The sequence below is a fragment of the Lactobacillus sp. 23-2 genome (assembly GCF_044902225.1).
Classification (GTDB): domain Bacteria; phylum Bacillota; class Bacilli; order Lactobacillales; family Lactobacillaceae; genus Lactobacillus; species Lactobacillus absianus.
On record NZ_JAOQBX010000003.1, the window covers coordinates 119,804 to 137,594 of the forward strand.

Genomic DNA, 17,791 nt, shown 5'->3' on the forward strand with positions numbered 1-17,791 from the left:
GTCTTACTGAACGTTAACGCTGACTGTGGTATCAGTTGAGGTCTCATTGCTTGCCGCGTCAGGAGCCGCTTGGCCGTTGCCGGAAGGGATCTTAACGACTGGAACTTTCACGTTGCCGGCTTTAACGAACAAGCCCACCCCGATTGAATAGTAGTAGCTGTTCTTGATCTTGCGCTTGTCGCCATACACCGTGACATAGCCTTTATTGTGCAAAGTACCAGAGTACTTGCGCCGATTGCCCTTACTGGAGTAAATATAGGCATTATGCTTGAGCTGGCAGTCAACGCCGACCACGTTCTTGTAAGCCACAAATTTGTTCTTGCCGATCATGATCAGCGGACGGTTGTTGACAAAAATCAAAGTGCTGTAGCAACCAACAGCGGAACCGGCAATAATCTTCTTATCCTTAGTCCGCTTGCCATTTTGATCATAAACGTAAGTATTGATCATCGCATTCTTATAAAATGGCTTGTCCGTGCTTGCGCTGGTTTTAGTAGCTGCCGGCAGGACAAAAATCAGTGCTGATAAGAAGCTAAATGCCGCGGCGATTCTGATTGTAGCTTTCTTCAATTTCTATGCACCCTTCTTTAATTAGTCTTCGATCGCGATCGTCTTGATAACTACGTCTTCAAGTGGCTTATCGTTGCCGTCTTTTTCTACCTTGGCGATTTCGTCAACCACGTCCATGCCATCAGTTACTTGGCCAAAAACAGTGTGCCGGTGGTCAAGCCATGGCGTACCGCCTTGCTTGTAGGCCTTGATGATTGGCTCTGGGAACTTGGCCTCGCGCAATTGGGAAATGAAACGCTTTGGCATATTCTTGTTCTGCACGATGAAGAATTGTGAACCGTTGGTGTTGGGACCAGCGTTCGCCATTGACAAGGCACCACGCAGATTGAACAAGACGTTTGAGAATTCGTCCTCAAAGGCATGGCCCCAGATGCTTTGACCACCCATGCCAGTACCATCTGGGTCACCACCTTGGATCATGAAGTCGCTGATCACGCGGTGGAAGATCACGCCGTCGTAGTAGCCCTTCTTGGCAAGGCGCACAAAGTTTTCAACCGTCATTGGCGCCTCCTCAGGGAACAATTGAATGTGGATGTCGCCGTGGTTGGTTTTAATGATTGCCTTAGGGCCCTTGGCGTTTTCCAGGTCAAGTTGTGGGTAAATTTCTTTATCAGACATATTTGTACTCCTTGTTTAAAATCTACTCGAAATTGGCGGTCCGCTTTAAAGCGATTTATTCGCCTTCAGATATTCTATTTTATCATATATCCAGCCTAACCGGATTGAACCGCGTTCAACTTTTTTGCCAAGGTGGCCGTTCAGCTTCATGATCTGCTTTTTCTGCTTACTAAAGGACTCGATAACAAAAATAAGCCCAAAAACGGCTAATGATCACCGTTTTCGAGCTTATTTTGCTATTTACCATATTGATCTGAGCTTGAGACTTTACTTGTCTTCTAGAATAGTCACGTCCGCAAAGTTGTTCATCAGCCAGAGGCTGCCAAAACAGAAGATCACGTTGAGCAAGTAAACAAAAATATCCCAAAAAATCACTGAATTGCTTACCATTTCTATGATAATCAGGCCAGTCGAAAGTATAAAATTGCTCAGCGGCAACCAACGCAAATCAAAGAAATTTGCTCTAAAGTTCTGGCCAAAATCATTGCCGACTCTGAAGAAATGATGCAGTCCGCCCACGCTGGCCCTAGCCAAAAAGGCTGCAACAAGCGTTGCCAGGAAAACCACAAAACGCACGCCAAACTGCTTTCTTGGTGCAAAAAAACCGTAAATGAACAAGCAGAGATATGCGGTTGAGACTAATTTCCCGCAGTTGCTGATCATTGGCCCAAGTTGGTTCAAATGCTTGAGCAAGCGGATCTGCTTCCCCGTCATCTTGTACCTTTTCTGCTGCTTGCTTTCATTTCTGTTCTCGCTTGGCTCCTTGTCGCTGCCATCATACATGTTGACTCAAACTCCTTCTATCTATTGGGTAATTATTCCTCTCATTTCCATCATAAAAGCGCATCCCCCTTTGGCAAGCCTTCCCGAAAAAGATGCGTGAAGATCCTTAAGCTGTTTAAGCTTTTTCGGCACCAGCGGCAATTTGCTGCTTCAGCAGCTCGTTCTGGCGGACGAATTCATCAACCAACGGGTCGCCCTTGGCTACCACATGTTCAAATAGATTCAGGACATTGGCCAGCTTTGGGTCAATCTCGCTCTGCTTGCCTTTCGGCGTCAGCATAATGTACTCCGTCCCCGTATCAAGGCGCGCGCCGGTCTCTAAATCAGTCATGCCGTTAAAGTCATACTCGCAGTGCTTTCCGTCAAAAAGCTTTTCTGTGCTGAAAAGGATGATCAGGGTTCTTCCCTCATGAGATGGCCGGTCGTTCAGCCACATCCAGTCCCGGCAGTATCTGATCAGCTTGGCAATATGATCATCCTGCATGTCGCTCACGTCGGAGAGCCCTAAGAGCAGGTCATAAAAGACCATCTGCTCTTTGCCAGAGGCATACACGTTCATCCGCAGGCAGTGAATCCAGTCCTGTCCACTTGGAATGTCGACCCGGCGGATATTTTCAACTGCCGCGATTTCCCGGTCTGGAAAAATTCTTCCCAAAAGATCCTGACAGCGGACTGGGTCACTTAATACCTGACGGGCAACTTCAGCTCTGCTGGGCTGCCGGCCTTGATCAGCGTTTTCGCTCATACTTGCGCCTTCCTTTTCATCTTATTCTGCAATATTTCCTATTTGTCTCTGATTCCAGTTATTTTTATTGTACAACTAGCTGGCTGATGCCACAAAAAAGAACAGCTGTCTTAGCAGACGACTGTTCTTTTATCTCGTGCGGCCTTGGATTTCACGTAAAATCTGCCGCAAATAATTCTGATTTTAAAGGAAATATTAACAAGCAGCGTCTTAGCTCAAGTCCGCGACGTACTGCTGGAGATTCTGCAGAACCTGCTTGATGTTCTCATCTGACGCCGCATAGGACAAGCGAACATAGCCTGCTGAACCAGCACCAAAGACGGAGCCCGGAATCAAGCCAACCTTGGCCCTCTTAGCCACATCCTTGGCAAAGGCAAAGTCATCCGTTCCAAACTGGTCTGGAATCTTGGCAAAAATATAGAACGCGCCTTGTGGCACAGCCATCTTGAAGCCAAGCTTGGTCAAGCCGGCAACCATCAGATCGCGCCGGCGGCGGTACGCTTCCCGGAAGAGCTTTGAATCGTCTCGCCCATTTGTCAAAGCCTCAATGGCAGCGTCTTGGGCAATGTTGTCCACGCAGGTAACCATGAAGCTGTGAGCCTTAGCCACTTGCACCAGCAAGCCGGCTGGCCCAGCCAGGTAGCCCAGGCGATAGCCGGTCATGGCGTGTGACTTGGACAAGCCGCTGATCAGGAGAACTTGGTCAGGGATGAGCGTTGCCAGAGAATAATGCTCTTGGTCATAAGTCAGCTCACTGTAGATTTCATCAGTAATTGCTAAAATGCCATGCTTCTTCAAGACCTTGGCCAAAGCTTTCAGTTCTGCCTTGGTGTAGGTCCGGCCTGTTGGATTGCATGGGTAGTTCAGCATAATGGCCTTGACCTTTGGACCTTCTTTGGCAATTTCAGCTTCAAGGCGCTCAGGAGTAAGCAGGAAGCCGTCAGCGGAAGTATCGATCATCACGACTTCCCCGCCAGCCATCTCAATATTGGTGAAGTACAAAGAGAAGACTGGAGTTGGCACCAGCACCTTGTCGCCTGGATTCAAGAGTCCGATCAGGGCTGCCGTAATGGCTTCGGTTGCCCCATCAGTGACAATGACCTCAGTTTCCGGATCATAGTGCACGCTTCTGGTATCTTCGAGATATGAACTGATTGCTTGGCGCAGGGCCAGCTTTCCTTTAGATGGGCCATAGTGCGAGTCGTTGTTTTCAATTCCGTGGATCGCGGCTTGCTTGACGTGCTCTGGAACGGAAAAGTCAGGTTCACCCAGGGTCAGCTTGATGATCCCGGGGATAGCGGAAATTTCCTCGTCAAAAGCCCGGATCGCCGAAGGGGCAATCTTGGCCAAGTTTTGGTTGCCTAAGCTTTGCAAATTTGGATTCAATTCTGGCATATTGCGCTTTCTTTCCTATTACAAGATATTTTCCAAGCCAACTACAAGCTGATCCAGCTCGCCGACCCGTTCCAGGGCTACCTTGACCCCGCTCATGAAGGAGCCGCGGTCAAATGAGTCCTGGCGGATGGTCAAAGCTTCACCCTTGCCGCCGAAAAGCACCTGCTCATGAGCGATGTAGCCTGGCAGACGAACGGCGTGAATCTTGATTCCCTGATAATCGCCACCGCGGGCGCCAGCCAGGCTTTCAGTCGTATCAGGGGCAGTTTGGTGAGGCTCACGGACTTCCGCGATCATTTTAGCAGTGCTCAAGGCCGTGCCGGATGGGGCATCCTTCTTGTCCTCATGATGCATTTCGATGATTTCAACGTCTGGGAAGTACTTGGCTGCTTCCTTGGCAAACTTCATCAGCAACACGGCTGACATGCCAAAGTTTGGCGCGATCAGGCCGCCCAAATGCTTTTCCTTGGACAAGGCCAGCAATTCGCTTTCCTGCTCGTCAGTCAAGCCAGTCGTGCCGACTACAGGGCGAAAGCCATGTTCTAAAGCAAACTTGACATTGCCATAAACAGCTGACGGCACCGTGAAGTCTACCCACACATCAGCGATCCCAGCTGGAATGTCTGCTCTGTTGGTAAAAATTTTCGCCGCTGCGGGTAGCTGGTAGTCTTCCGGGTTCTGACTCTTCAAGGTATGCGCCAAGCCCGCCGTGATTTCAAAGCCTGGCAGACTGTTGACCAAGTTAACGGCTTGCTGGCCCATTGACCCAGCAAAACCAGCAATCAATACTTTTGTCATTATGCAATTTCTCCTAACTCAAGTGGCAGATTCTTTGACAGGGCATCCGCTGGCAAGCCAAGAGCCGCAGCCAATTGTTCTTTGTCTTCATCGTCCAGTGACAGAATCGGCAGCCGGCAGCCGCCAACGGCAAAGCCTTGGGCGTTCAAGACTGCCTTTACAGGAGATGGTGACGGGAACATGAACAAGGCGCTCATCCGCGGGGTCAGCCATCTTTGCAGCCGACCAGCTGAAGCATAGTTGCCCGCGTACAGGTCATCATACATCCGGCGCATCTTCTCGCAGTAAACGTGGGTAGCAACGGAAATGACGCCGTCCGCGCCGAGCACGCGAGCTGTCAGGGCTTGGGCATCTTCGCCGGTGAAAAGGGCAAAGTTGGCTGGACGCTTGTCAACGATCTCTTCGATCTCTTCCAAAGAAGCACATTGCTTGATCCCTGCAATGTTAGGGTGCTGAGCCAGTTCAAGAATGGTTGAGACTTCCATCTTGACGCCTGTTCTGCCGGGGATGTTGTACATGATGACTGGGATGTCGACATTGTCAGCCACGGCCGTGAAGTGCGCCTTCATGCACTTTTGGTTTGGCTTGTTGTATGGCGGAACCACAACCAAAGCATAGTCGATCCCAGGAATTTGTGCAACTTCTTGGGTAAAGGCAATAGTTTCAGCGGTGTTGTTTGAGCCAGTCCCGGCAATTACGGGCACGCGGCCGCCAACGATCTTGCCAAATTCAGTGTAGAGCTGGATCTTTTCATCATGAGTCAGGGTTGGGGTTTCACCCGTGGTCCCGCCGATAACGAAGCCGTTGCATCCCTGGTCAATCAAGCGGTTAGTCAACTGTGCCAAAACCTTGAAATCGATGTGGTTGTCCGCGTCAAATGGGGTAATGATGGCCGTAAGCAAGTCAGAATCTTGTAATTGATTGTTCATTTGTTCTTCTCCTAGCGTATCTGCTTTTCGCTGTTGTGCTTTCTTAATATTTACTGTCGTACTGTTGTTAGTAGCGCTTTACTGGTCCATCCGGTAGTTCAAAAAGCCGTTGATGGCGGTCACGCCCTTATAGATGGCTTCTTCTTTGGGTTTGAGCGTGGCTGAGTGAAGCGAAGAATCATCGTCGATTCCCAGCCAGAACATGGTGCCTGGGAACTTGGCAAGCAGGAAGCCGAAGTCTTCACCCGTCATTGCTGGCTTGGTTTCGATGAATTCAACGTCTGGCTGCCCCTTCATGTAATCAATGAAGTTGGCGGTCAATTCCGGGTTGTTTTCTACTGGCCAATAGCCGCCTTGGTTAAGCCCCAAGTCCACTTTGACCCCAAAACTGAGCTCAATTCCGTGACAGATCTCAGCCAGCCGCTGGTCGATCAGCTCGATCATCTTTTGCGTCAGCCCCCGGATCGTGCCTTCGACGCGGGCATGATCGGCAATCACATTGCGGATGCTGCCAGCTTCTACCTTGCCCAGGGTCACAACCCCGCTTTGAATCGGGTCGATGCTGCGGGAAATGATGGTCTGTATCTGCATGATCAAGGATGCCGCGGCAACGACCGCGTCTTTGGCCTGATGCGGAAAGGCTGCGTGCCCGCCTTTGCCCCAAACATCGATATTGACTTCCGTCGTGCCCGCGAAAAGGGTGCCGTTCAAGCAGCCAATCGCTCCTGCTGGCAAGCCGGGATTGTCATGAAGCCCATAAAACTCGTCTGGCTTCCATTCTCCTGAGAACAAGCCCAGTTCATATGCCCGCTTGCCGCCGCTTTCGCTCTCTTCAGCCGGCTGGAAGAAAAACAGCAGATTGTCTTTTGGCTGATGCTCACTAAAATAGCTCAATATGCCCAGGGCGACGGTCATGTGGATGTCGTGCCCGCAGGCATGCATCACATGGGGATGCTTGGATTTAAATGGCAGGCCGGTTTCTTCCTCAACCGGCAGAGCATCGATATCCGCCCGGTAGCCAATCGTGCGCTTGGGCTGACTCCCCTTGACCAAGACCATGAGGGCGGTTGGCAATTCCGCTGGCTCTCTGATGGTCAGGTAGTCCTGCTTCATCTGCTTGATCACGTCTAATAAGTAAGCGTGGGTTTCCTTTTCTTGCAGGGCCAATTCAGGGATCTCATGCAAGTGACGCCGGATCTGAATCAGCTCTTCTTCTGTCAAAGCTGCCATTTCAAAAACTTCCTTAATATTGCTGAACTTCTTCTGTCATCCTTAAAGCTTGCGCAGGTCTTCTTCAAGACCGGTCTTGCTTTCCGTCTTTTCATCGACTTGCTTCAAGACTCTGGCTGGCACGCCGCCGACCACCGTGTGCGGGGCCACGTCCTTGGTAACCACCGCACCAGCAGCCACCACGGCGCCTTCGCCGACATGAACGCCTTCAAGTACGACCGCATTGGCCCCGATCAGGACGTCGTCGTCCACGCGAACCGGCTCAGCGGATGCTGGCTCAATTACCCCAGCTAAGACAGTGCCGGCACCGATGTGGCAGTTCTTGCCAACGATTGCCCGGCCACCAAGCACGGCGCCCATGTCAATCATTGACCCTTCGCCAATTTCTGCCCCGATATTGATTACGGCCCCCATCATGATGACAGCATTGTCACCGATCACGACTTGGTCGCGAATAAAGGCACCTGGTTCGATGCGGGCATTGACTTCCTTGATGTCAAGCATTGGCACGGCAGAGTTGCGCGCGTTGTTCTCAACCCGGACGGAAGCAAAGTCACCCTTGTGCTCCTCAAGGAAAGGCTTGAGATCCTTCCAGTCCCCGAAGACCACGCCGGTCTTTGCTTCTACAAAAGGATCCGTGCCTTCTGGAAAGCTCAGCTGATCCAGTCCTTCACCGCGCAGGTAAACCTTGACCGGAGTCTTCTTTGGCGCGGAGCCAATGTAGTTGATAATGCTTTGTGCGTCTAATTCTGCCATTTTGTTAACCTCTTTCAAATTTCCATTTAATTTGGGAGCGCCCGCGAAATTGACAAATAAAAAGCCCCGGGTTGCTTACGCAATCTGGAGCTTGAATAAATTCATCATTAAATCCGTCAATTGCAAGCGCAACGCAGGTAAATTCCCTGCGACAGTCTGCAACTTCTTCAACTGCAACCCAGCCAATTTGCCCTAGCCATCTCGACAAACGCTTCGGCAACCGCCCCTTTCACGTGGGGTCAAAACCTGGCCGGCTCTCCCGCGCTACTGATGTTGGCTGCGCCTCTTCAATTGCCTACAGTCTAGTTTAATTTTGTGAGCTTGTCAATGTATTTTTCATGCCTTTTTAATAGCACGTGTAATTTTTCCTTTGCAGAAAAAATATTTACCTGGCAAGATCCCAATCCTGGAGCGGATCGCGGCGGATTTCAGCCTGATGAATTGCAGAATATATTTTGCAAATTAGAAAAAATCATGCTATTGTCCTACATAGCTTAAAAATTGATTAAAGTCTTTTTGAACTAAGGAGTGCTTTTCACATGAAAGTTGTAAAATTCGGGGGCAGTTCCTTGGCCAGCGGTCCTGCCGTTGCCAACGCCCTCAAGATTATCACCAGTGATCCAGAACGGCGGATCGTAGTAACTTCTGCGCCCGGCAAGCGTCACGCAGGCGATATCAAAGTTACCGACCTATTGATCAGATATGCCAAACAAATCATTGACGGCGAAAACGCCAGCGCTACGGTTGAGGAAATCTTCCAGCGCTATGTAGAAATTGGCCACTACTTTGGCGTAGAAGAAGGCAAAATCTCACATCTGCGCGATATTCTGCTTTCCCTGCCAAATGGCAACTATCCAAACAACGAATACCTGATGGCCGCCTTCAAGGCCCATGGCGAGTGTCTGAATGCCCAATTGATCGCCATCATCTTGAACGAGCAGGGCGTAAAGGCCCGCTTCGTTGATCCAAAAGCCGCCGGCTTGACGGTAACTGGCTCACCCAACAATGCGTCTATCGCTCCAGAAAGCTACCAGGCCCTGGAGAACTTTGAATATGAGCCTGACGAAAAACTGATCTTCCCTGGCTTTTATGGCTATACCTTGGCTGGCCACATTGCTACTTTCTCCAGAGGCGGCTCTGACATTACCGGGGCCATTCTTGCCCGGGGCTTCCATGCCGATCTCTATGAGAACTTTACCGACGTTGACGCGATTTTCTCCGCCAACCCAGCCGTAGTCGACCACCCGTTGCCAATCCAGACCATGACTTACCGGGAAATGCGTGAACTGTCTTACGCTGGCTTTTCAGTCTTTCATGATGAGGCCTTGATTCCTGCTATCCAGGGGCAGATCCCAATCAACGTCAAAAACACCCAGCACCCTGAAAAACGTGGGACTATGATCGTTCCGGAAAAGCACTTCAAGCCTGAACATATCATGACTGGGATCGCGTCCAGCAAGCACTTCGCGGCTCTTTACCTGCACAAGTACCTCATCAACAAGGAAGTTGGCTTTACCCTCCGGATTCTGAACATCCTCAGCAAATATGGCCTTTCCTACGAACACATGCCAACTGGGATTGACGACTTGACCATTATCTTTGACAAGAATAAGCTGAGTGATGAAATCATCGATTCAGTCTGCGATGACATTCAAACTGAAATCAATCCTGACCACCTGGAATGGATCAACGACTACGCCATTATCATGATCGTTGGCGAAGGCATGAAGAATCATATCGGCGTCATGCGCGATATTGCCACTCCAGTCGCTGCCCAAGGGATTTCTCTGCGCATGGTCAACCAAGGCTCATCAGAAATCTCGATCATGATCGGGACGACCACTGAAGACGCTGACCGGGCGGTTAAGGCGATCTACGACTACTTTTTCAAGCGTTAAAGGAGACAATTATGACCAAGCTTTTGAAGGTTCACGGCTCACAAAATCAATTTTTCATCTTGGACCAAACCGCGCTCAAGCAGCCATTGAGCGACGCAGAGCTTAAAGCACTGACGATCAAGCTGACTGACCCGGAAACGGGCCTTTTAGGCGGTGCTGACGGCGTTCTGGCAATCAGCCAGTCTGATCATCCAGGGGTGCTCGGCAAGATGCGGGTTATCAACGCCGACGGCAGTGAGGCTTCAATGTGCGGCAATGGCTTGCGCACCGTGGCCCGCTACTTGTCCGAAAAGACCGGACAGGACCAGTTCAAGGTTGAAACCATGTATACGGATCTGCAAGTCCGCCGCCAGCCTGATTTTGCCCCTGGCGTGTCAGCCATGGCGGTCGAGATTTCACCGGTCAAGTTTGCCAAGGAAGACCTGCCTTTTGACAACCTGGGCCATGAACGTCTTTTAGACACTTTGGTCCCAGAATTCGTTCCCGGCTGGAAGTTCAGTGCGCTTGCCGTGCCAAACCCGCACTTGGTCACCTTCATCAAGCAAGCGGAGCTGACGAGCCCGGTCTTGGGCGAACTGGGGGCCTACCTCAACAGCGACAACCCTTACTTCTCCGATGGCGTCAACGTCAATTACGTCGTCATCCGCGGTGAAAATGAGCTCTTCGTCCGCACCTTTGAAAGAGGAGTCGGCTTCACCAACGCTTGCGGGACGGGGATGTCGGCCAGCTCACTGGTCTTTGCCCTGACCCACCCTGATTTAGGCCATTTCAATCAGCCAATCACCGTCTTTAATCCTGGCGGCATGGTTAAGACCATCTTGCATAACGAAGATCACAAGTATTGGATCGAGTTGATCGGCAACGCGACTGAAACCCATGAAGTGGAAATCGCGGAAGCTGACCTGCATCATGCCCGCGTCGATCAAAATGCGGCTAAGATCACGGAAACTGGCGAACAGGCTGCCTACATGAGCTTCGTCGATCAGTTGCCTGCAGTCAGTTAAGCCTTAGCCAAACTATTTACATAACAATAATTATGATAGAGGATATCTAACTTGCTGGATATCCTCTATTTTTTATGTTTTCTTTTATTTTAGATAAAGCTTTTAGCCTCCTTTTCAGCTGCCATCTCCTGCTTGACCAGCCGGCAATTTGCAAGCAGCTGCCGCAGGTATTTCTTCTTAAAAGGATCATCTTCCAAGGTGATGGCCGGCGTCAGGTACTTTCTGCAGACCGTACGGTTTCCCTGCAAGAAGGCGGCACACTCTTCTTCAGCCATGCAAAAGACGGCTGGATGGTCGATCAGGCGCTTGAGCATCAGCAGCGCGTCGGCGCTGGCCAATTCATCAGGCAGATTGACAAGCTCATGCCAAAGCTTGAAATCAGTCTCCCGCTCGCCATCCTTGCTAGCAAGCGACTGCTGGATAAAGCTTTCTGTCAAGCTGCTTGGCACCAGTTCTTGATAATAGATCCGGTAGCTCAATAAGCAGCGGTCTTCCGCCGCGATCAGTCCACTCTTGAGCATTTGCTTGATCCGGCTTTCAATCATTTGATTGCTAAAAAGACGGAAGTGCTTGTCATAAGCAGTCGGATGCAAGTCATCGTAAAAGTCAATGGACAGATCGCGCAGAATCTTAACCACGTTTTTAGCCGTAATACGATATTCGTTGGTCATGGCCAGCTTGGCAATGGCAACAGCCACGATGTCCCCAAGCAATTTGTGCTCAGAGAGCTGCTTGGCGATTTTGGCCTCCCAGCTCGCTTCTTTGGACAAGCATCTGGTCAGAAAGGCCTGGCAGCTATCCACTGCGTGCTCATCAAGCGCAAAGGTGACTTGATATGCTTTCCGCGACTTTCCCGTGGCAGTCACCTGAATCTGGTCCTTGGCCTTCAAGTACCTGCTGGCTACTTGCAGGCCATCAGCACTGCAACAGTCCAGAAATTCCTGATACTGGCTGCATTTCCGCAAGGTCTGCTCAAAATTTTCGAGCATCTTGACCTTTTCTGGCGCCAATTCAAATTGTCCACTGGCTAAATCCAGGTCGACATAACTGCAGGGCTCTGCCTGCTCCCAATTGGCAAAGTCTTGGAAATAGTCAGCCATAATCCTGGCCTGTTCTTGTGTCAGCGAATCCAGCAGCTGAAATTGCTCAGGCTGAACTGGAAACTGCAGATAAATCCTGCCGCGACTAAGACGACATTTGCCCGCCTTAAGTTCTGCTGACTGCTTGAAGAAGGAAATGAGGCGCTCTTGGTCCAAGAGCTGATAACAGATCCAGCGCTTGAGCCGTTCGGGCGTAATCATCTGCTTGGCCGCTTCCGTATCCAATAGCGGCCAGGCCTTCTCAAGGCCAGTCAGCAAATCTTTGGATTGGCTTAAGAATTCTGCCGTCATCTTGAGCAATTCTGCTTCTCCATAGTCTTGGGGCACGATATTTTCAACCAAGTCGTCTTTCAGGCTCGCCAGAGCGTCATCAAGCAGTCGAGGATCAGAGCTCTTGGCAATTTTGAAGCGTGACTCTCTAAGCCGGAATTTGGCCTCTGGTTCGGCTATAGCCTCAATTGTCAGCTGCATCTCATCTTCCAATGCCGTCAGCGGTGCTAATCCATTGATTTTTATCCTGCCAAGCCGCTGACGGACGTATTTCACGGGTTCAATCTGCCTCTTTGCAACTAGGCTTAACTCGCCAGTTGCTTTCACCAGCAGCTGGCAGCTTTGAAAATCATAGCGCATCTTGTCTTTTCCCTTCCGGTAGATATGACAATCCTGTTCTTCCAGATCAGGATACTCGAGGTAAATCCTTCTGAGCATGGTGAGCTTGTCAAAGCCAATCCGCTTTGCCAAGGCCAGCCGCTGGCGGATTTTTGCGAGCATTTTCGCGTGCATGTGCCGGCCTTCTTTAGCTTTAGGTCCACTGAAATCCAGCTTGATGATGCTGCCATCCGATGTAACCACGGCTTCCAAGCTTAAAAGCGGATCATCGGTCAGCAGATTAATCATATAGTTTCCAGCATTCGACTTGCGGCACTTGATCTTCGCTGGATCGATAGCCAGCTCATTCTCATAGCCATTCAGCAGATCAAGGGCGATGAGTACTGCGCCTTTTTCTGAAATCAAGCTTTTCCCTTCTTTCGTTTGCCGTGCTTTCAGTCCTGTGTTTTGTCCGGATGGGTTCTCAAGAAGTCGTTAAACTGCTGGTTGAGCCGCTGCGCCATTTCTTCCGCTGGCTGCATAATCTGCTTCAGCACCTTCTGACTTTTGAATGGATTGCTGCCATCTGGTTCAATCATAACTAGCATGCCTTCCATTAAATCGCGTTGAACTTCTTTTGGCTTACGCTGCCCATCCGCTTTATGCAGCTTGATCGTCACGCTGCTTGCCTTTGGCATGACCAGACAGGCCATTACCGCCGAAAATTTCCGGGTAGCTGAACTGAAGCTCACTTTCGGCTTGACCCACACGTAGATGCGCTCATCCGGCTTGATGCCGGCTTTGCGCGCGTCTTCGCGCAGCTGGGAGACAAGGCAATCTAAATCATCAGTCATGGTTGCGTCGCTTTTTATCTTGCTCATATTTTTCTCCTTCGTGAGTTCGATTATCAAGATTGATCGGTTTACGCAACACATTAAAATACAGATATCTCAGTCTTGTCCACTCACGACACAAGCGCTTTCAACGGCGCTGCTGCCAGCTTCCTGCAGATTAGCTCCAAATGAGGAATGGCTCTACGACGGCCTTTTCACCGGGGGATCTTGTCAAAAAAATTTAGATTGCATCGATGAAATTCAGCAGATCCCGGGGCCGGCGCACGCAGAAAACTTCATCTGCATATTGAGCATATTCCGCGAGAACCGAGTCCCCCGTATTCCATTTATTTGTTTCCTCCGTGTTCAGCCAGTACGTTTTCTTTGCCCTTCGGCTGATAGTCTTAAAAGTCTCCGCTTCAGTGGGACGAAAGTTGTTTCTGGCGTCGCCAATCCAGATCACGATCGTCTCTCTGGTAAACTCTGCCAAATATTCCTGCCGTAGTTCGCGCAAGGGCCGCCCATAGTCTGAATAGACGCCATGGGTAGGAATCGTATTCAGGACCTTGTGCAGTGCCTTATCTGCATTTGGCTGGTCAAACAGCTTGGAAATGTCAAAAAGCGAATTGACAAAGGCAAAAGATTTGCATCCCCCAGCAAAAACGTCCTTCATGAAAAACATAAAAGTCAGCATCATTTCGCTGGCCTGGCGGCAAGAGCCGGAAACGTCAAGGAGCATGACAATCTTGCTTTTGCTTCTTCTCGGCTTGACATAGGCCAGCTCAATTGGAATCCCACCAGTGCGGCAGGCCTTTTTGCAGATTTCTGCTACATCCAGCCGCTGCTTTTGTCTGGTCCGGATTCTTCGCAAAAAACGGGTCTTGAGCTTGCGGGCATTCTTCAGCAGATAGTCGCGAATTTCTTCTTGCTCTGACAGGGACAGACTGTTGAAGCTCTTATCCAGCAAGGCGTTTCCCTGGCCAAGAGAGAGCACGCCGCAGCGCCCTTCATTGAAGGCAGTGCGGGAATGACGGCTCTGGGTTTTGACAATTGCCCGCTGGCTGATGCTTTCGGCCGCCAGTCCGCTAAGCAAGCTGTCCATTTCCTGCTTGGCTTGCTTGACCGAATCTGCCAGCTTGTGTTCTTGCGTCAGGATTTCCATGCGTCTGGCATCGCTTTCCGCGATCTGCCGCGCAAGCCGGCGGCGCTTTTGCTGGAACTGGTCCAGCAGCTTGACCTGCTTTGCGATTACATCCAGCATGGCGAGTGGATCTGCCGTGCTCATTACCGTCTTCATGCCGCCACGCAAAATCTTGCGCAGGCTATCCTGCTTTTCAGCCAAAGCTGCTTTCTGCCGTGGACTGCCTGTGGCGGCAATGACGGCCATATTTTGCAGCAGCTTATATTCTGGACATTTTCCAAAGACCAGTTCGTAGTCAGCTTGAACAGCCTTGAGGCCTTGCTGGATTTGGCTGGCTAAGCGTGAAGAAGCCGCGACCATTTCTGCCGCATTAAGCTCCTTGCCCAGCAACGCTTGCTTGGTCCGCGAAATTTCCGCCAGCTGCAAGGCAAACTCCTGATGCTGCCGTTCTTCTTCCCGCAGCCGGTTTTGGTAGCGGTCATGAGCCGCCTTAAGCGATTTTCGCCGTTGCAGAAAGTCCGCGAAATCTTGGTGGAAATACCGGGCTTCAAGCTGTGACTTCACCATGACCGTCTTTAAAAGCGGCTCGCAGGCTGCCAAGGTCAGATTCGTTTCATTGAAAGGGGCATCGCCCATTAACTTGAACACCAGCTCAGCATAATCTGCCGGGATTTGATAGCCAAGACTTTGCAGATAAATACCTAAGTCAATGACCTCAGCGGGCAAGAAACTCTGACCATTCATCGTCCACTTCTCCTTTCCCGTTCCAAATGCCGGCACCAAATTTCTGCAAAATCTCTGAAACTGGTTCAAGGTCTCTGCTGTCCTTGACCAGAATGCTCAGCGCGTTCATGGCTAATTCCTTAGTCGCCTGCTTGTTTGCCTGCAAGAATTTGGCATAAGCAATTGCTTCAGCGATTGAGGGTTGATAGTGCAGCAACTCTGCTTGCTGGCCAAGCTCAAACAGGGCAGCGGCGATTCCTCTGGCCAAGTCCGGTTCTGCGGCTGCCTTCTTCATCAGAATTTCCGTCAGCTCTTGCTTGCTCTTGCGCTCAATGTACAAGTAATTGCAGCGCCTTCTCAAGGCCCCGGAGAGTTCCCGGTAGCCATTGGAAGTAATGAATACCAGTGGCTTCTGATTGGCGGGACATTTAATTTCCCCTAGCTGGGGGATGGTCAGCGCGTAGTCCTCCAAAAATTCATACAACATGTATTCGACTTCTTCTGGTGCCTTGTCGATTTCGTCAATGCAAAGCACGCACGGGCCATCGCCGCTGATGGCCTTTAAGATTGGCCGCTTGATCAAAAAGTCGGGTCCATAAAAGTCAACGGCCAGGTTCGCCGACTGCATGGCCTGTCTTGGGCTAAGCCCCGCCAGGGTCTGTTCCAGCTTAGGCTTGAGCAGCTCCAGCATCAAAAGCTGCTTTTGATAGTCGTAATCATAGAGGATCTTGTCATCAGTCAATCCGTCATACATCTGCACACGGCAGTATGGCAGCCGGAGTCCGTCAGCCAGGGCTCTGGCAACTGCTGTCTTGCCAACCCCCGGCTCCCCCTCCAAGAGCAGCGGCCTGTCTTGACTGATGCTGGCCCACAAGGCATGGAGCATCTCGGAGCTGGCAAGGTAATTTTGACTCATCAGGGCATCCCTGATTTGGCTTAAATTGAGCTTCATTGCAAACCTCTTTCTAAATACACGATCATATGTTCTGGTTTGACTAAAATTTAACTACATTTTTTGCCCCTTGTCCACCCCAGCCCAAAGTGATCTGATCCCTTGTCAGATCTAGCTTTTACACTATTCATTTTCTGTTAGATTCCAGTCAGGAAGCGGACTTGCGGGTGGCCAAAATTCCGTGAAATTTTTTCGCTATTTTTTCTGACAAAACAGGCGAAAAGTTAATGCAACAAAAAAGCATGTCTTTAACTCAAAGCAAAGACATGCTTATTAAATTGGCTATTTGGTTACCGTTTACGGCAAAAATACGATTGCTTATTTGCGGATAAATTTCGCGTCTCCTGCAGCTTCCGGGGCAGTGACAAAGCGCTCAACTTGCATATGCAGGTCGTACTTCTCACGAAGCGCGGCCAATTCCCCCATCATTGGGGAAGCATGGTGGGCATCCAAGGCCGCTTGATCGCGCCAGCTGTCAATCAGCAGCACGGTTTCCGGGTCGTTCATTGGAATAAAGTAATCATAGCGCTCGTTGCCTTCCTCAGCCCGAATACGGCCAGCTACGCCGCTTCTTTCCATTTCTTCCGCGAACTTGCGGGCGCTGCCATTTTCTCCAGTGTAATACAGATTTACAGTTAAGCTCATTTGTTTCTCCTATTCAAAATCCGCTAATGCTTCAAGGCGTGCTTGGTGCAGGTATTCGTTGTACTTTTCGACTTGGCTGGCCAGCGCGTCATCGGCAATTGAGGACGCACCGTCAGTGATGAACGGTTTGATGAACCTGGTATGGGTCAAGCGGCTGGTCGCTTGAAATGGCCGCAGCAGCTCATGAACCGTGTATTTGGCAAAGCCGTCCCTGCCATAGTTTTTTGCCCCTGGCGATACGGCAATGACGACTTCCTTGCCCTCAAGGGCAGTTCCGCCAGTCCCGTATGCCCAGCCATATTCCAATACGTCATCTTCCCACTGTTTGGTCAAAGCCGGTGCCCCATACCAATGCATCGGAAACTGCAACACGATGCGGTCAGCTTCAAGCAGGACTTTTTGCTCAGCGGCAACGTCAATCTTAAAGTCAGGATACAGGTCGTACATGTCCCGCACTTCAATATCATCATCCAGACCATTTATCAGTGCCAAATTTACCCTTGATTCTGGCAAATTTGGGTGAAATAGCAATACTGTCGTCTTCATTTTTGCCTTCCTTCTTTCTTACTTATATTCGTAAAGCAAAAGCTTTTGCTCTGTTTTTTGCCAGTTGCCGTTATGGGTAATCAGCTTACAGAGCTTTGTACTGATGTAATTCTTGCCATCCTTGATTACGTAATTGCCTAAGCCATCTGAGAGGCGAACATAAGCGCCTTTTGACAGGTAGCTCTGCACATAGCCCCTAAGATTAGTCCCGATGACATGTACATAGTCATTGAGCCATAATCCTCTGGCATACTTTGTGTTCTTGGCATTGCGTTTTGATGTTCTGTTTGGTTCTTTTCTGCCTTTGCGGGCGGTTGCCTCATGAAGCGAACGCTTCTTTTTGCGGAACTGGCTGATCATCGCCACCGTCTCCGGCATCTGACCAACTGACTTGATCCCGCTGATTGCGATTGCGTCCGTGAAATGTCCCTTTGGCAGATTGAATTTTTGGCGCTCAAAGAAAGTCTGATAGCCATACTGGCAAGACGCTTCAGGGAAAGCGGTCATGATCCGCTTGCGCAGAATGTTCATGAACGT

General features: G+C 50.2%; 17 protein-coding genes, 1 pseudogene and 1 riboswitch. Of the genes and pseudogenes, 2 read left to right on the forward strand and 16 right to left on the reverse strand.

What is annotated here, in order from left to right:
- Window positions 1-3: 3 nt before the first annotated feature.
- The 9 genes from OCH80_RS02240 to dapD all read right to left on the reverse strand — a co-directional run bounded on the left by OCH80_RS02240 (window position 4) and on the right by dapD (window position 7,824).
- Complete coding sequence (locus OCH80_RS02240) at window positions 4-570, reverse strand: SLAP domain-containing protein (RefSeq protein WP_404537557.1); 567 nt, start codon at window positions 568-570, stop codon at window positions 4-6.
- Window positions 571-591: 21 nt separating this feature from the next.
- Entirely contained in the window at window positions 592-1,188 is a 597-nt protein-coding gene (locus OCH80_RS02245; RefSeq protein ID WP_404537559.1) for a peptidylprolyl isomerase, read from the reverse strand.
- Between the two features lie 267 nt (window positions 1,189-1,455).
- On the reverse strand, window positions 1,456-1,902 hold the full coding sequence (locus tag OCH80_RS02250) for a hypothetical protein (RefSeq protein WP_404537561.1): 447 nt from the start codon (window positions 1,900-1,902) through the stop codon (window positions 1,456-1,458).
- A 184-nt stretch (window positions 1,903-2,086) separates the two neighbouring features.
- Window positions 2,087-2,716 (reverse strand): hypothetical protein, encoded by a 630-nt coding sequence (locus tag OCH80_RS02255; protein ID WP_404537563.1) that lies wholly within the window; start codon window positions 2,714-2,716, stop codon window positions 2,087-2,089.
- A gap of 210 nt (window positions 2,717-2,926) precedes the next feature.
- The gene (locus tag OCH80_RS02260; protein WP_404537565.1) at window positions 2,927-4,111 is read right to left on the reverse strand and encodes an aminotransferase class I/II-fold pyridoxal phosphate-dependent enzyme; all 1,185 of its coding nucleotides are present in this window, start codon (window positions 4,109-4,111) and stop codon (window positions 2,927-2,929) included.
- An 18-nt stretch (window positions 4,112-4,129) separates the two neighbouring features.
- Window positions 4,130-4,909, reverse strand: coding sequence for a 4-hydroxy-tetrahydrodipicolinate reductase (gene dapB / locus OCH80_RS02265; protein ID WP_404537567.1), 780 nt, complete (start codon window positions 4,907-4,909; stop codon window positions 4,130-4,132).
- Window positions 4,909-5,838: a 4-hydroxy-tetrahydrodipicolinate synthase gene (gene dapA / locus OCH80_RS02270; protein WP_404537569.1), complete on the reverse strand. Its 930-nt coding sequence runs from the start codon at window positions 5,836-5,838 to the stop codon at window positions 4,909-4,911. Before dapA ends, dapB begins: the two co-directional genes overlap by 1 nt.
- 78 nt (window positions 5,839-5,916) lie before the next feature.
- On the reverse strand, window positions 5,917-7,068 hold the full coding sequence (locus OCH80_RS02275; protein ID WP_404537571.1) for an N-acetyldiaminopimelate deacetylase: 1,152 nt from the start codon (window positions 7,066-7,068) through the stop codon (window positions 5,917-5,919).
- Between the two features lie 42 nt (window positions 7,069-7,110).
- Window positions 7,111-7,824 carry a 2,3,4,5-tetrahydropyridine-2,6-dicarboxylate N-acetyltransferase gene (gene dapD / locus OCH80_RS02280; protein WP_154547367.1) on the reverse strand — a complete coding sequence of 238 codons (714 nt, stop codon included), beginning with the start codon at window positions 7,822-7,824 and terminating at the stop codon, window positions 7,111-7,113.
- 116 nt (window positions 7,825-7,940) lie between these two features.
- Window positions 7,941-8,120, reverse strand: a riboswitch (Lysine riboswitch).
- 243 nt (window positions 8,121-8,363) lie between these two features.
- On the opposite strand from dapD, the gene OCH80_RS02285 reads away from it, so the two are divergent.
- Together OCH80_RS02285 and dapF are read left to right on the forward strand one after the other, a co-directional pair.
- Window positions 8,364-9,722: an aspartate kinase gene (locus OCH80_RS02285; RefSeq protein ID WP_404537574.1), complete on the forward strand. Its 1,359-nt coding sequence runs from the start codon at window positions 8,364-8,366 to the stop codon at window positions 9,720-9,722.
- Window positions 9,723-9,733: 11 nt separating this feature from the next.
- Complete coding sequence (dapF, locus tag OCH80_RS02290; protein ID WP_404537576.1) at window positions 9,734-10,726, forward strand: diaminopimelate epimerase; 993 nt, start codon at window positions 9,734-9,736, stop codon at window positions 10,724-10,726.
- 89 nt (window positions 10,727-10,815) lie between these two features.
- Here dapF and OCH80_RS02295 read toward each other — a convergent pair whose 3' ends face one another.
- The 7 genes and pseudogenes from OCH80_RS02295 to OCH80_RS02325 all read right to left on the reverse strand — a co-directional run.
- Window positions 10,816-12,840, reverse strand: coding sequence for a hypothetical protein (locus OCH80_RS02295; RefSeq protein WP_404537578.1), 2,025 nt, complete (start codon window positions 12,838-12,840; stop codon window positions 10,816-10,818).
- A gap of 29 nt (window positions 12,841-12,869) precedes the next feature.
- Entirely contained in the window at window positions 12,870-13,295 is a 426-nt protein-coding gene (locus OCH80_RS02300; RefSeq protein WP_404537579.1) for a hypothetical protein, read from the reverse strand.
- Window positions 13,296-13,488: 193 nt separating this feature from the next.
- Window positions 13,489-15,132, reverse strand: coding sequence for a VWA domain-containing protein (locus tag OCH80_RS02305; RefSeq protein WP_404537581.1), 1,644 nt, complete (start codon window positions 15,130-15,132; stop codon window positions 13,489-13,491).
- Window positions 15,104-16,063: an AAA family ATPase gene (locus tag OCH80_RS02310; protein ID WP_404537582.1), complete on the reverse strand. Its 960-nt coding sequence runs from the start codon at window positions 16,061-16,063 to the stop codon at window positions 15,104-15,106. Before OCH80_RS02310 ends, OCH80_RS02305 begins: the two co-directional genes overlap by 29 nt.
- A gap of 318 nt (window positions 16,064-16,381) precedes the next feature.
- On the reverse strand, window positions 16,382-16,708 hold the full coding sequence (locus tag OCH80_RS02315; RefSeq protein WP_404537584.1) for a putative quinol monooxygenase: 327 nt from the start codon (window positions 16,706-16,708) through the stop codon (window positions 16,382-16,384).
- A gap of 9 nt (window positions 16,709-16,717) precedes the next feature.
- Entirely contained in the window at window positions 16,718-17,254 is a 537-nt protein-coding gene (locus OCH80_RS02320; RefSeq protein ID WP_404537586.1) for an NAD(P)H-dependent oxidoreductase, read from the reverse strand.
- A gap of 18 nt (window positions 17,255-17,272) precedes the next feature.
- Window positions 17,273-17,791: pseudogene (locus OCH80_RS02325) on the reverse strand (HNH endonuclease); the annotation flags it as partial.